Source organism: Bradyrhizobium brasilense, assembly GCF_029714345.1.
Lineage (GTDB): Bacteria > Pseudomonadota > Alphaproteobacteria > Rhizobiales > Xanthobacteraceae > Bradyrhizobium > Bradyrhizobium australafricanum.
In genome coordinates this window covers 4,941,371-4,953,791 of the sequence record NZ_CP121669.1, presented here as the reverse complement: position 1 = coordinate 4,953,791, position 12,421 = coordinate 4,941,371, and the positions used below count along the sequence as shown (strand labels likewise).

Here is a 12,421-nt window from a genome sequence, read left to right as displayed (position 1 = left end):
TCGGCCTGGCGCGGCCGGCCGGAATGGCCGTCCGCGGCCGGCCTTGAACCGGCCTAACGGCTGGTTCGACTATTAGGCGGCGGTCGCACGGGCGGCGCACTTGTCGTGCAGGCGGGAAAACGGGATGAAGAGCTGGCTTTCGAGACTTTCGGCGATCCTTTGGGCGGCTGCATTTGTCGCATCGGCTGCACCCGCCCAGGCCGAAAAGCGCGTCGCGCTGGTGATCGGCAACAATGATTACAGGAACGTGCCCAGGCTGCAGAAGGCGGTCAACGACGCCCGCACCATGGGCGACACGCTGAAGCAGCTCGGCTTCAGCGTCATGGTGGCCGAGAACCTCAACCGGCAGGCGTTCTCCGAGACGCTGCTCGCGTTCGACCGCGCCGTCGAACCCGGCGATACCGCGTTCTTCTTCTATGCCGGCCACGGCTTCGAGATCGCCGGCCAGAATTTCCTGCTGCCGACCGACGTGCCGGCCGCCACCGAAGGCCAGGAGGAATTGGTGCGCGACGCTTCTGTTCTCGCCGACCGCATCGTCGAGCGCTTGCAGAACAAGAAGGCGCGCACCTCGATCCTGGTGTTCGACGCCTGCCGCAACAATCCGTTCGAGCGCGCCGGCACGCGCGCGGTCGCCGGCGGCGGTGGCCTCGCGCCGATGACGCAACTGCCGGAGGGCGTGTTCTCGGTGTTCTCGGCGGGGCCGCGCCAGACCGCGCTCGACCGTCTTTCGAACGATGATGCCAATCCCAATTCGGTATTCACGCGGACCTTCGCCAAGGAGCTGCTGCAGCCCGGCGAGAATCTCGTGCAGGTCGCGCAGCGCACGCGGCGCCTGGTCAGCGAGATGGCCGAGACCGTGAAGCACAAGCAGATCCCGGTCTATTTCGACCAGATGGTCGACGATGTCTTCCTAAGCGGGATCGCGAAGGGGCAGGCCGAGGCCGCCAAGCCGTCCGCGCCGCCGCAGCAGGTGGCCGCGCTGCCGCCGGTCGCGGTGCCGAAGCTGCCGAAGGAGGATTCGATCAACGCGCCGATCGCGAGCTTCTCGCGGCACAATGGCGGCTGGACCGTGGTGTTCTCGATCGCCGATCCGACGCTCGGGATTTCCTGGCGGATCGGCGACAGCGGCGATTTCCGCGAAACCGGCTTCATCGACACGCTCGATCCGCGCACGCGCAAGCGGATGCCCAATCCGTCGGTCGAGCTGCCGGCCGATGCGCCGGCCGCCACGATCGAGATTCGCTATGTCGATACGCAAGGCATGATGCAGGGGCCGTTCCCGATCAAGTTCGATCCCGACGCCGCGCTGATCCGCGACCAGCGCAAGATCCTCGACATGACCGCGACCAGCTGGCTGTCATTCCGCGAGTTCAACGGGCTGCTGGTCTACTATACGCACCTGATGTCGTATCGCTGCGCGATCCGCGAGGTGCGCATCGGCATCGACACCGCGGTGCCGGACAAGGTCCTGAAGATGCCATCCTGCAATTCGCGCGATCCCAGCGCGATTCCGTCTGACGCGCAGCCCTATCTGAAGCTTGCGCCGCAGACCAGGGCGGTCTCGGTCGAGCTGACCTATCGCGACGGCAGCGTGTCGGAAATCAAGACCTTCAGGCGATAGCCTTGCATCCTTGTCGCCCGATCCGCGTTACAATCGGGTTCTGAGGGGCGAGGCAGCGGTGAGGACGGCATCATGGATGCAGGCAATCCGGCAGGGCCGAACACGCGTCAGATCAGGGCGCGCTGCTGCGTGGTCGGTGGCGGACCGGCCGGCATGATGCTTGGCTATCTGCTCGGACGCGCCGGGGTCGATGTCGTGGTGCTGGAGAAGCACGCCGACTTCTTCCGCGATTTCCGCGGCGACACCGTGCATCCGTCGACCCTGCAGGTGATGGACGAACTCGGCCTGATCGACGGCTTCCTGAAGCTGCCGCATCAGGACATCCAGACGCTCGACGGCATGTTCGGCGGCACCTCGGTGCGGATCGCCGACCTCCGTCGCCTCAGCGTCAAATACCCCTTCATCGCGATGATGCCGCAGTGGGACTTCCTCAATTACCTGCGCGAGAGCGGCAGGCGCTTCCCCTCGCTGAAGGTGCTGATGAAGGCCGAGGCGACCGATCTGATCCGGCGCGGCGATGCGGTCGCAGGCGTGCACGCGAACACACCCGACGGCCCGATCGAGATCGAGGCGGATCTGACCATCGGCTGCGACGGACGTCATTCGATCGTGCGCGAGCGCGCCGGCCTCGATGTCGAGGAGATCGGCGCGCCGATGGATGTGTTGTGGTTTCGCGTCGGGCGGCGTCCGGACGAGACCGAGAATTTGTTCGCCCGCGTCGAGCACGGCAAGATGATGGTGACGTTCGATCGCGGCGACTACTGGCAGTGCGCCTATGTGATCGCCAAGGGCCAATACGAGGCGGTGAAGGCGAGGGGATTGCCGGCGCTGCTCGACGACGTGCTGCGGCTGGCGCCGATCCTCAAGGCCGGCATTGCCGATGTGAAGAGCTTTGACGACGTCAAGCTGCTCACGGTCGCGATCAATCGCCTGACACGCTGGACCCGTCCCGGCCTGCTGTGCATCGGCGACGCCGCGCATGCGATGTCGCCGATCGGCGGCGTCGGCGTCAACCTCGCGGTGCAGGATGCCGTCGCGACCGCCAACATCCTGGCGGCGAAGCTCGTTCACGGCGTGCCGTCGGAAGACGAGCTCGATGCGGTGCGCCGGCGCCGCGAATTCCCGGTGCGCGTGACACAGCGCATGCAGGTGATCGCGCAGAACAACATCATCAGCGCGGCGCTGAAGGCCGGCGATCAGCCGGTGCCGTTGGCGCTGCGGTTGATCACGGCAATGCCCTGGCTGCAGGGGCTCACCGCACGTCTGGTCGCCGTCGGGGTGCGGCCGGAGCACGTGCATTCGCCGGCCGCGGGCTGAACTGCGCGCCGCGCGACCGGAAGAGAGCCCGTGTTTTCAGACCATCACCGAATAGCCGCCGTCGACGGGGATCGCAGTGCCGGTGACGAAGTCCGACGCGGGCGATGCCAGGAACACAGCGATGCCTGCGAAGTCGTCGATCGCCCCCCAGCGTGCCGCCGGCGTGCGCGCAAGGACACGCTCGTGCAGCCCGGCCACCTGCTGGCGCGCGCCTTTGGTGAGGTCGGTATCGATCCAGCCGGGCAGGATGGCGTTGACCTGGATGTTGTCGGGAGCCCAGGCGTTGGCGCAGGCGCGGGTGTACTGCACGATGCCGCCCTTGCTCGCGGCATAGGCCGCGGCGAAGCTCGCACCGAAGATCGACATCATCGAGCCGATATTGATGATCTTGCCGTGGCCCGACGCCTTGAGCGCCGGATAGGCCGCCTTCGAGCACATGAACGCGCTGGTGAGGTTGGTGTCGATCACCTTGCTCCATTCCTCCAGCTCGAGCTCGTGCGGAGGCTTGCGGATGCTCATGCCGGCGTTGTTGACGAGAATGTCGATCCGGCCGAACTCGCGAACGACCCGTTCGACCATGGCCGCGACGGCGGCCTTGTCGGTCACGTCGGTTGCCACCGCGATCGCCTTGGCGCCGCGCTTGCCGAGATCCTCGACGGCGGCCTTCGACTTCGCCTCGTTGCGGCCGACCACGGCAACCACCGCGCCGGCGTCCGCCAGGCCGCGCGCCATGCCAAGCCCGATGCCGCCATTGCCACCGGTGACGATGGCGACCCGGCCCGAGAGATCAAACTGTCCGTTTTTCATTGTTGTTGTCCGCTGAGGTTTGAACCGGGCGCGAGAGTGCCCGATCGTCACGGCGCTGACCAGATCGGCCACCGCCGGTCCGCCCTGCGCCGGCGGGCTTGCGCGTGGGGCGATTTCGATGACGTTCGGGCAACAAAAAAGCCCCGGACAACGCCGGGGCTTTTGCTCTGCTATCTCAGCAGGGATCAGTACGCAGCTCAGTACTTGGCAACAACCGGACCGGTCCAGTTGAAGCGGTAGACCAGCGAGGTGCTGATGGTCTGGACAAGCGGCTTGAAGGTGATGTCGCGGCCGTTCGAGAGGTTGGTGCCGTCGACCAGCTCCGAGATGTTCTTGTTGTCGTAGTAAGCGGCGCGATACTCGGTCTTCATGAACCAGCCCGGCGCGGTGATGCCGAAGATGTTCAGGTTGTTCTCGACGCCGCCGCCGACGAACCAGCCGCCGCGATCGAAGTCGTTGGTGTGCAGACCCGAGGGAAGCGCGCTCGCGGTGTTGAACAGCGTGGTGCCCTTCCAGTGCGAGCTGGAGTAACCGGCGTTGACGTAGGACAGGACGTTCGGCGCGATCAGGTAGCCGAGGCGCGCACCAGCCGCCCAGCTGTAGTCGTTCTTGATGTTGCCGGCGACGAACGGACCCTGATCCTGGATGGTGCCCTTCAGGCTGCCGAACTGGCCGTCGGCGAACACGCCGATGACCCAGCTGTTGGCGGTCTGCCAGTCGTAACCGGCGCCGACGGTGCCGTACCAGCCATCGCCGCCCTGGCGCTGGTTGAAGCCGAGGATCGGCGCGCCCGTGACGGTCGACTGGACGCCCGTGTCAGCATCCCAGACGCCGCCGCCGCCGCCGCCGAAGATGTAGAAGCCGGTCCAGTTCGGAGCGACCGGAACCGGGGCAGGAGCCTTGGTGTAGGGGCGGGCGGCCAGATCGGCAGCCGACGCCGATGCCGTCATCGCAGCAACCGCAGTCAGAGCGAGCAAAATCTTCTTCATATCCAAATCCTCGACTAGCGTTCGATCAGGTCGCTCAGGGGAGTGCGCTGGCACCGATTCCCGAAACTCATGGTCGGACTATACGTGGTTCCGCCGGAAATGCTGTTGCTGGTGAGACACATCCGGCCGAAAACGAAGCCACTGGGGCTCTCCAAACGGGCAAAATGGCAACGGCCGCCCCAATCCGGGGGGCGGCCGGAAACTCATTTCAGATCAGTCGGTTGAGCCTAGACGTCGAGCAGGTCGTCGCTGGCGAATTCGGCCTTGTCGGAAATGAAGGCAAAGCGGGCTTCGGCCTTGGTGCCCATCAGCCGCTCGACCGAGTCGGCGGTGCCCTCGCGATCGTCGGCCAGCAGCACCACGCGCAGCAGCGTGCGCTTGGCCGGATCCATCGTGGTTTCCTTCAGCTGCGCCGGCATCATCTCGCCGAGGCCTTTGAAGCGGTTCACCTCGACCTTGGCGTTGGCGTTGAACTCGCTCTTCAGCAGCTCGTCCTTGTGCGCGTCGTCGCGGGCGTAGATCGACTTGGTGCCGTGCTTCAGTTTGTAGAGTGGCGGAACCGCCAGATAGAGATGCCCTTCGTCGATCAGCCGCGGCATCTGCCGGTAGAAGAAGGTGATCAGGAGCGAGGCGATGTGCGCCCCGTCGACGTCGGCGTCGGTCATGATGATGATGCGCTGGTAGCGCAGATCCTCTTCGCGGTAATGCGCGAGCGTGCCGCAGCCGATCGCCTGCACGAGGTCGGAGAGCTGCGCGTTGGCGGTCAGCTTGTCCTTGCCGGCAGAGGCGACGTTGAGGATCTTGCCGCGCAGCGGCAGCACGGCCTGCGTCTTGCGGTCGCGCGCCTGCTTGGCGCTGCCGCCGGCCGAGTCACCTTCGACGATGAAGAGCTCAGAACCTTCGGTGCCGGCGTCGGAGCAATCGGCGAGCTTGCCGGGCAGACGCAGTTTCTTGCCGGCGGTCTTGCGCGCGGTCTCCTTTTCCTGGCGGCGGCGCAGCCGCTCCTCGGCGCGATCGATCACGAAATCGAGCAGCCGGTTGGCCTGGTTCGGATTGCCTGACAGCCAGTGGTCGAACGGGTCCTTCATCGCCTGTTCGACGATGCGCTGCGCTTCGGCGGTGGCGAGGCGGTCCTTCGTTTGGCCCTGGAATTCAGGCTCGCGCACGAACACCGAGAGCATGACGGCCGCGCCCACCATCACGTCTTCCGAGGTGATCGACGCCGCGCGCTTGCCCTGGCCCGCGCGTTCGGCGTGGTCCTTGAGGCCGCGCAACAATGCGCTGCGCAGGCCGGATTCATGCGTACCGCCATCGGGCGTCGGCACCGTGTTGGTGTAGGACGACAGGAAGCCGTCGGCATCGGCCGTCCAGGCCACCGCCCATTCGCAGGCGCCATGCGCGCCGCTGCGGCCGGATTTGCCGGAGAAGATATCCTGATGCACCAGCGTGTCGGCGTGGATCGCCGCGGCCAGATAATCCTTCAAGCCGCCGGGGAAGTGGAACTTGGCTTCCGCCGGGACGTCCTCGACGCCCTTCAAGAGCTCCTGGTCGCAGTGCCAGCGAATCTCGACGCCGCCGAACAGATAGGCCTTCGAGCGCGTCATCTTGAACAGACGTTGCGGCTTGAATGCCGCCTTGGCGCCGAAAATGTCGGTGTCCGGCTTGAAGCGGATCCGCGTGCCGCGGCGGTTGTTGACCTTGCCGAGGTCTTCGAGTTTGCCCTTGGGATGGCCGCGCTCGAAGGTCATGCGATGCAACTGCCCGCTGCGCGCAACCTCGACCTCGAGCCGCGAGGAGAGGGCGTTGACCACGGAGACACCGACACCGTGCAGGCCGCCCGAGGTCTCATAGACCTTGGAGTCGAACTTGCCGCCCGAGTGCAGCGTGCACATGATGACTTCGAGCGCCGACTTCTTCGGGAATTTCGGATGCGGGTCGACCGGAATGCCGCGGCCATTGTCGGTCACGGTCAGGAAGCCGTCGGCGGTCAGCTCCACGTCGATGAAGGTGGCGTGGCCCGCCAGCGCCTCATCCATGCAGTTGTCGATCACCTCGGCGAACAGGTGGTGCAGGGCCTTCTCGTCGGTGCCGCCGATATACATGCCGGGCCGCCGGCGGACCGGTTCCAGCCCTTCCAGCACCTCGATGTCAGCCGCCGTATAGCCGGCTTCGGCGCTTCCAGCGGATCGCGAAGCAGCCTTCGCCGGGGCGCGTCCCTTCGGTTCCGGGGCTCCGAACAGATCGTCGGCAGATTTACTTTTGGCGTTCGACTTCAATGATTTGGCCATGGTTCTTCAAGTGGCGCGCCGGTCACGGCGCGGCGAATCGGTTGCTCTGACTATGCCACGGATGGGCTGCCAATGGGGACGGCCGCGCCCTGGAGCCCGGCCATCCCCATAGATAGGAAACCGCGATTACGCCTGCGAGGTGCGGAATACAACGACCGTGAACAGGGCCATGGCGGCGACCACCAGCAGTGACCCGACGATCGGCGCCGCCTCGAACGACGGTCCCTTCAGCAGCACGGCGGCCACGCCGGCCGGGAACAGGACGCCGCCGACGATATGCAGCCAGCCCTGGATTCTGGCGAGCAGCATGCTGCCCGCTTCCGGCACCAGCCGGTAGTAGAGGCCAAACAGGAACAGCAGCACGCCGCCGACCAGATTGAGATGCGCATGCGCCGGTCCCAACGTGAAGTCGTGCTGGATACCCATGGCGATGCCCGCGAGCATTCCGAACAGCAGGACGAGAACGCTCACGCACATCATCAGCGATCCGATCATCCAGTAATTCCTTTTTCTTGTGAGGGAGATGCCAACCTGGACCTCAGGGGCCTTACGGGAAATCACGCTCGATCCCCGCCTTTGTGACTTGATGTCACGCAATCGGCTGGCTTACCTGTTCTTAGGCTGCGTGCGGCTAGAAAGGTTCATTCGAGGTTCAACGGAGCGGGAAGGCACACGACGAAATGGAAGACCTTGCGCGGGCCCTGGCCGAATTCGTGCGGCACCACCAGGCCTGGGCCGCTCCGATCGTCATGCTGCTGGCGTTCGCTGAATCGCTCGCCTTCATTTCATTGCTGGTTCCGGCCTGGGGTGCGCTGGTCGCGATCGGCGCCCTGATCGGCGTCAGCGGGATCAGCTTCTGGCCGATCTGGATCGCGGGCGGCGTCGGTGCCGCGCTCGGCGACTGGGTCTCCTACTGGTTCGGCTATCGCTACAAGGAGCAGGTCGCGCAGATGTGGCCGCTGTCGCGCTACCCGGAGATCCTGCCGCGGGGCGAGGCCTTCGTGAAGAGCTGGGGCGTGCCCAGCATCTTCATCGGCCGCTTCTTCGGTCCACTGCGCGCCTCGGTGCCGCTTGCGGCCGGCATTTTCGAGATGTCGTACTGGCAATTCCAGATCGCCAATTTCGTCTCCGCGCTGGTCTGGTCGGCGGCACTGCTGCTGTTCGGCGACGTCATTGCCCATGCCATCGAGTGGGTGTGGCGGGTGGTGTAGCAAGCTCCGGAATAAGGCCGACCTGCAGGGGTTAGGCGGGAGGGTAACCGCTCGCGCTGTCGGCATCGCGCGAGTATCGAAACGCTGATACAACCGCGCCCACCGGGCGCGAATTCATCGGGCGCAGTCTCACTGGGAAGGACAACACATGGACTTGACACGACGTCATGCTCTTGCCGGCGCTGCCGGCATCGCCGCCGCACCGTTGCTATCGACCGTTCCTTCGGCTGCCGCAGCGCCCGCGGCCGACAAGCAGGCGCCGAGCTTCTATCGCTACAAGGTCGGCGACATCCTCGTCACCGTGGTGTCCGACGGCAAGAACGTCTTCAAGCTGGAAGACTCCTTCATCCCCAATGCGAAGCGGGACGACGTCAACGCGGCGCTGGAGAAGGCGTTCATGCCGCGCGACATGATGACGATCTGGTTCGCACCGCTGGTGCTCAACACCGGCGGCAAGCTGGTGGTGATCGACACCGGCAATGGCGCGCTGGCGAAGGCCAGCACGAAGGGCGCCAATGGCCTGTTCGCCGACAATTTCGTCGCCGCCGGCTTCGATCCCAAGAATGTCGACATGGTCGTGATCTCGCACTTCCACGGCGACCACGTGAACGGCCTCTTGACCGCCGAAGGCACGCCGGCGTTCCCGAATGCCGAGGTGCTGGTGCCGGCGACCGAATGGAAGTTCTGGATGGACGACGGCGAGATGAGCCGGGCACCGGCCGGCCGCATGCAGGGCCTGTTCAAGAACAACCGCAATATCTTCGAAGTCGGCCTAAAGAAGAAGGTCACGCCCTACGAGTGGGGCAAGGAGATCGCGCCGGGCCTGACCTCGGTCGAGACCGTCGGCCACACGCCGGGCCACACCTCCTACGTGCTGGCCTCGGGCCCGGACAAGGTCTTCATCCAGTCCGACGTCACCAACAATCCGAACCTGTTCGCGACCAACCCCGGCTGGCATGCGTTCTTCGACCAGGACGGCGACGTGGCGGAGAAGACCCGCCGGCGCATTTACGACATGGTGGTTGCCGAGCGGCTCCAGGTGCAGGGCTTCCACTATCCGTTCCCGGGCCTCGGCCATGTGGTGAAGGACGGCAGCGGCTATCGCGTCGTGCCGGCACCGTGGAATCCGGCGATCTGAACGGTTTTTCTTGACGTCAAGGGGGCGCGGCCTTATAGCCGCGCCCATGATCAACGCCGCGACCATCATCATTGCCCGCCGCCGCCGCATTATCGCGGTATGGGCGGTCGCTCGCGTTTAAGACCATCGCCTCTGCCGCCGGACCTGATCCCGCGGCGCTCTCCTGAAAAAGACACGCGGTTCGATCTGGCGGCTCCTTCGTCATGCAGGAGCATCAATCATGTATACGCCGCCGCCGTTCAAGCCTGACCGCGCCGCGAGCCTTGCCTTCGCGGAAGCGCGCGGTTTCGGCATGGCCTGCGCGTGGGACGGCGCCAAGCCGATCGCCTCCGCGCTGCCGTTCTATTTGACCTATACCGCCGACGGGACGCCGCGGGCGCTGTTTCATGTTGCCCGTCACAATCCGCTGGTAAAGCTGGCGGGCGGGTCACCTTGGCTGCTGGCCGTTACCGGCGCCGACGCCTATGTTTCGCCGGACTGGTACGTGTCACCCGATCAGGTGCCGACCTGGCTCTATCAGGCGGTGCATCTGACCGGGCCGGTGCGGACGTTGTCGGATGACGAGCTTGCCGTTCAGATCGACGCACTGAGCGCCAAGTTCGAGGACCGGCTGCTGCCGAAAAAGCCGTGGGTGTCGGGCAAGATGACCGCCGCGAGGCTGGAAACCATGAAGAAGGCCATCGTGGGTCTCGAGATGATGGTGGAAGAGGTGGAGGGCAGCTTCAAGCTGAACCAGCACAAGTCTGAAACCGATTTCGCAGCGGTCGGCAACACGCTCGCTTTGCAGGCCGAAGCCGGTGCCCAAGACATCGCGGCCTTGATGCGCGAGGTGCGCCCGCACGCTTTCGCGATGATACAGACCGAGATGACTACGCTTCCGAGGAGCGAGCAATGACGAAGAAGAAAATCGGAATTTTGGGCGCGTCCGGCTACACCGGCGCCGACGCGGTGCGCCTGTTGGCGAGGCACCCGAATGCCGAAATCACCGCGCTTACCGCTAACACCCATGCCGGCAAGACGATGAGCGAGGTGTTTCTTCACTTCTTCATGCTCGACCTGCCAAAACTCGTGGAATGGGAAAAGGTCGACTGGACGCGGCTCGATGCCGTGTTCTGCGGACTGCCGCACGGGACGACCCAAGAGATCATCGCCGCGGTGCTGAAAGCCAATCCCAGAATCAAGATCCTCGATATGTCCGCGGATTTCCGGCTGCGCAACAAAGACAGCTATGCGCAATGGTACGGCCATGAGCACCGGGCGCTCGAATTGCAGGACGAGGCGGTCTATGGGCTGACCGAACTCTACCGGGAGGAGGTCACGGCCGCGCGGCTGGTAGCCTGTCCCGGCTGCTATCCGACGGCGGTGCTGCTGGCGCTTGTTCCGCTGGCGAAGGCAAAGCTGATTGACGTCGACGACATCATCATCGACGCAAAGTCGGGCGTCACCGGCGCCGGACGCGGACTGAAGCAGAACACGCTGTTCAGCGAGGCCGGCGAAGGGTTGTCGCCCTATTCGATCGGAAGCCATCGACACTCGGCGGAGATTGAGCAGGAGATTGGCGCGGCCGCTGGCTCGGCTGTGACGGTGAACTTCACCCCGCATCTCATTCCGATGGCGCGGGGTGAGTTCTGCACATCCTATGTCAAGCTCAACGGGGCTACGCCGGACGATTTGCGCGCCGAGCTGGAAAGGGCCTACGCCAACGAGCCGTTCGTATATGTGACGAAGAAGGGTGTGCTGCCACAGACGCAGAACGTGCGTGGTTCGAATTACGTTCAGATCGGCGTCGTCGCCGACCGGATCAAGAACCGCGCCATCGTGCTCTCGACGCTCGATAATCTTGTGAAGGGTTCGGCCGGACAGGCGATCCAGAACATGAACCTGATGTTCGGCTTGCCTGAAACCACCGGGCTGGAGCAGATCGCGCTGTTTCCATGAGCAGGGGTTGTTGTCGCTGGCGAGGGGCGCTCAATCTAGGGATAACTGCCCGTCCCCGTTGGCGGCGCAGGCGCGGCCAGATGTGTTAAACGAAACGAACGAGCTCGAAAGGAACGTGCCATGACCCTCACCGACACCAACCAACCGAAATCTAGGAGCGGCGCGACCAAGGCCACCGTGTTCGTCGATGGCGCGTCCGGCACGACCGGCCTCGGCATCCAGGAGCGGCTGCTCTCGATCGGCGACGTCGCGGTGAAGCATATCGCCGAGGACAAGCGGAAGGACGCCGGTGCCAAGCGCGCGCTGATGGAGGAGGTGGATCTCGTGATCCTCTGCCTGCCTGACGAGGCCGCCAAGGAGACCGTGGCGTTGATCGACACGATGGGCAATGCCGCTCCGAAAGTGCTCGACGCCTCGACGGCCTATCGCGTTGCGCCCGACTGGGCCTACGGTTTTCCTGAGCTCGCGCCCGACCAGGCCGACAAGATCCGTAACGCGAAGAAGGTCTCCAATCCGGGTTGCTATCCGACCGGCGCGATCGCGCTGCTGCGGCCGATCGTCGATGCCGGCGTGCTGCCGGCGGATTATCCCGTCACCGTCAACGCGGTGAGCGGCTATTCGGGCGGCGGCAAGTCGATGATCGCCAGCTTCGAGGACGGCTCGGCGCCGGCCTTCGAACTCTACGGCCTCGGCTTCGAGCACAAGCACGTGCCGGAGATGCAGCTCTATTCGCACCTGACGCGAAGGCCGATCTTCATCCCGTCGGTCGGCAACTACCGGCAGGGCATGCTGGTCTCGGTGCCGCTGCAACTCGACGCGCTGCCGGGCAAGCCTGATGGTACCGATCTGCAAGCGGTTCTGGCGAAATGGTACGCCGGCAGCAAATATGTCTCGGTGATGCCGCTGCAGAACGAGGCCGCCAAGGGCGGGCGGCTCGAGCCGGAGGCGCTCAACGAGACCAACCAGCTCGAGCTTTATGTCTTCGCCAGCGACAAGCACCACCAGGCGGTGCTGGTCGCGCGGCTCGACAATCTGGGCAAGGGCGCCTCGGGTGCCGCGGTCCAGAACATGCGGCTGATGCTCGGGCTGGCCGACAGCTGACGGCGACGCGG

General features: G+C 64.9%; 11 protein-coding genes. 7 read left to right on the top strand and 4 right to left on the bottom strand.

Annotated features, from left to right (window positions below):
• Positions 1-124: 124 nt before the first annotated feature.
• Both QA635_RS23355 and QA635_RS23350 read left to right on the top strand, forming a co-directional pair.
• Positions 125-1,621 carry a caspase family protein gene (locus QA635_RS23355; RefSeq protein ID WP_283061670.1) on the top strand — a complete coding sequence of 499 codons (1,497 nt, stop codon included), beginning with the start codon at positions 125-127 and terminating at the stop codon, positions 1,619-1,621.
• Between the two features lie 72 nt (positions 1,622-1,693).
• Positions 1,694-2,938 carry an FAD-dependent oxidoreductase gene (locus tag QA635_RS23350; protein WP_283061669.1) on the top strand — a complete coding sequence of 415 codons (1,245 nt, stop codon included), beginning with the start codon at positions 1,694-1,696 and terminating at the stop codon, positions 2,936-2,938.
• 36 nt (positions 2,939-2,974) lie between these two features.
• Here the strand turns inward: QA635_RS23350 and QA635_RS23345 are convergent, their stop codons facing one another.
• The 4 genes from QA635_RS23345 to QA635_RS23330 all read right to left on the bottom strand — a co-directional run bounded on the left by QA635_RS23345 (position 2,975) and on the right by QA635_RS23330 (position 7,499).
• Positions 2,975-3,745: a glucose 1-dehydrogenase gene (locus QA635_RS23345; RefSeq protein ID WP_283061667.1), complete on the bottom strand. Its 771-nt coding sequence runs from the start codon at positions 3,743-3,745 to the stop codon at positions 2,975-2,977.
• Positions 3,746-3,942: 197 nt separating this feature from the next.
• Entirely contained in the window at positions 3,943-4,734 is a 792-nt protein-coding gene (locus tag QA635_RS23340) for an outer membrane protein (protein WP_283061665.1), read from the bottom strand.
• Between the two features lie 227 nt (positions 4,735-4,961).
• The gene (gene parE / locus QA635_RS23335) at positions 4,962-7,022 is read right to left on the bottom strand and encodes a DNA topoisomerase IV subunit B (RefSeq protein WP_225161023.1); all 2,061 of its coding nucleotides are present in this window, start codon (positions 7,020-7,022) and stop codon (positions 4,962-4,964) included.
• Between the two features lie 126 nt (positions 7,023-7,148).
• Positions 7,149-7,499 carry a hypothetical protein gene (locus QA635_RS23330; RefSeq protein WP_283071769.1) on the bottom strand — a complete coding sequence of 117 codons (351 nt, stop codon included), beginning with the start codon at positions 7,497-7,499 and terminating at the stop codon, positions 7,149-7,151.
• Between the two features lie 203 nt (positions 7,500-7,702).
• On the opposite strand from QA635_RS23330, the gene QA635_RS23325 reads away from it, so the two are divergent.
• The 5 genes from QA635_RS23325 (at position 7,703) to argC (QA635_RS23305) (ending at position 12,410) form a co-directional block, all read left to right on the top strand.
• Complete coding sequence (locus QA635_RS23325) at positions 7,703-8,233, top strand: DedA family protein (RefSeq protein WP_028332199.1); 531 nt, start codon at positions 7,703-7,705, stop codon at positions 8,231-8,233.
• Positions 8,234-8,381: 148 nt separating this feature from the next.
• Positions 8,382-9,371, top strand: coding sequence for an MBL fold metallo-hydrolase (locus QA635_RS23320; protein WP_283061664.1), 990 nt, complete (start codon positions 8,382-8,384; stop codon positions 9,369-9,371).
• A gap of 220 nt (positions 9,372-9,591) precedes the next feature.
• Complete coding sequence (locus tag QA635_RS23315) at positions 9,592-10,266, top strand: FMN-binding negative transcriptional regulator (protein ID WP_283061663.1); 675 nt, start codon at positions 9,592-9,594, stop codon at positions 10,264-10,266.
• On the top strand, positions 10,263-11,309 hold the full coding sequence (gene argC, locus QA635_RS23310) for an N-acetyl-gamma-glutamyl-phosphate reductase (protein ID WP_283061661.1): 1,047 nt from the start codon (positions 10,263-10,265) through the stop codon (positions 11,307-11,309). The genes QA635_RS23315 and argC (QA635_RS23310) overlap by 4 nt, the downstream gene beginning before the upstream one ends.
• A gap of 120 nt (positions 11,310-11,429) precedes the next feature.
• Positions 11,430-12,410: an N-acetyl-gamma-glutamyl-phosphate reductase gene (gene argC / locus QA635_RS23305; protein WP_283061660.1), complete on the top strand. Its 981-nt coding sequence runs from the start codon at positions 11,430-11,432 to the stop codon at positions 12,408-12,410.
• Positions 12,411-12,421: the final 11 nt, after the last annotated feature.

Excerpts from the sequence above, each read along its gene's own strand:
- QA635_RS23355 (WP_283061670.1), top strand. The coding sequence starts at position 125 with ATGAAGAGCTGGCTTTCGAGACTTTCGGCGATCCTTTGGGCGGCTGCA.
- QA635_RS23350 (WP_283061669.1), top strand. The coding sequence starts at position 1,694 with ATGGATGCAGGCAATCCGGCAGGGCCGAACACGCGTCAGATCAGGGCG.
- QA635_RS23345 (WP_283061667.1), bottom strand. The coding sequence starts at position 3,745 with ATGAAAAACGGACAGTTTGATCTCTCGGGCCGGGTCGCCATCGTCACC.
- QA635_RS23340 (WP_283061665.1), bottom strand. The coding sequence starts at position 4,734 with ATGAAGAAGATTTTGCTCGCTCTGACTGCGGTTGCTGCGATGACGGCA.
- parE (WP_225161023.1), bottom strand. The coding sequence starts at position 7,022 with ATGGCCAAATCATTGAAGTCGAACGCCAAAAGTAAATCTGCCGACGAT.
- QA635_RS23330 (WP_283071769.1), bottom strand. The coding sequence starts at position 7,499 with ATGTGCGTGAGCGTTCTCGTCCTGCTGTTCGGAATGCTCGCGGGCATC.
- QA635_RS23325 (WP_028332199.1), top strand. The coding sequence starts at position 7,703 with ATGGAAGACCTTGCGCGGGCCCTGGCCGAATTCGTGCGGCACCACCAG.
- QA635_RS23320 (WP_283061664.1), top strand. The coding sequence starts at position 8,382 with ATGGACTTGACACGACGTCATGCTCTTGCCGGCGCTGCCGGCATCGCC.
- QA635_RS23315 (WP_283061663.1), top strand. The coding sequence starts at position 9,592 with ATGTATACGCCGCCGCCGTTCAAGCCTGACCGCGCCGCGAGCCTTGCC.
- argC (WP_283061661.1), top strand. The coding sequence starts at position 10,263 with ATGACGAAGAAGAAAATCGGAATTTTGGGCGCGTCCGGCTACACCGGC.
- argC (WP_283061660.1), top strand. The coding sequence starts at position 11,430 with ATGACCCTCACCGACACCAACCAACCGAAATCTAGGAGCGGCGCGACC.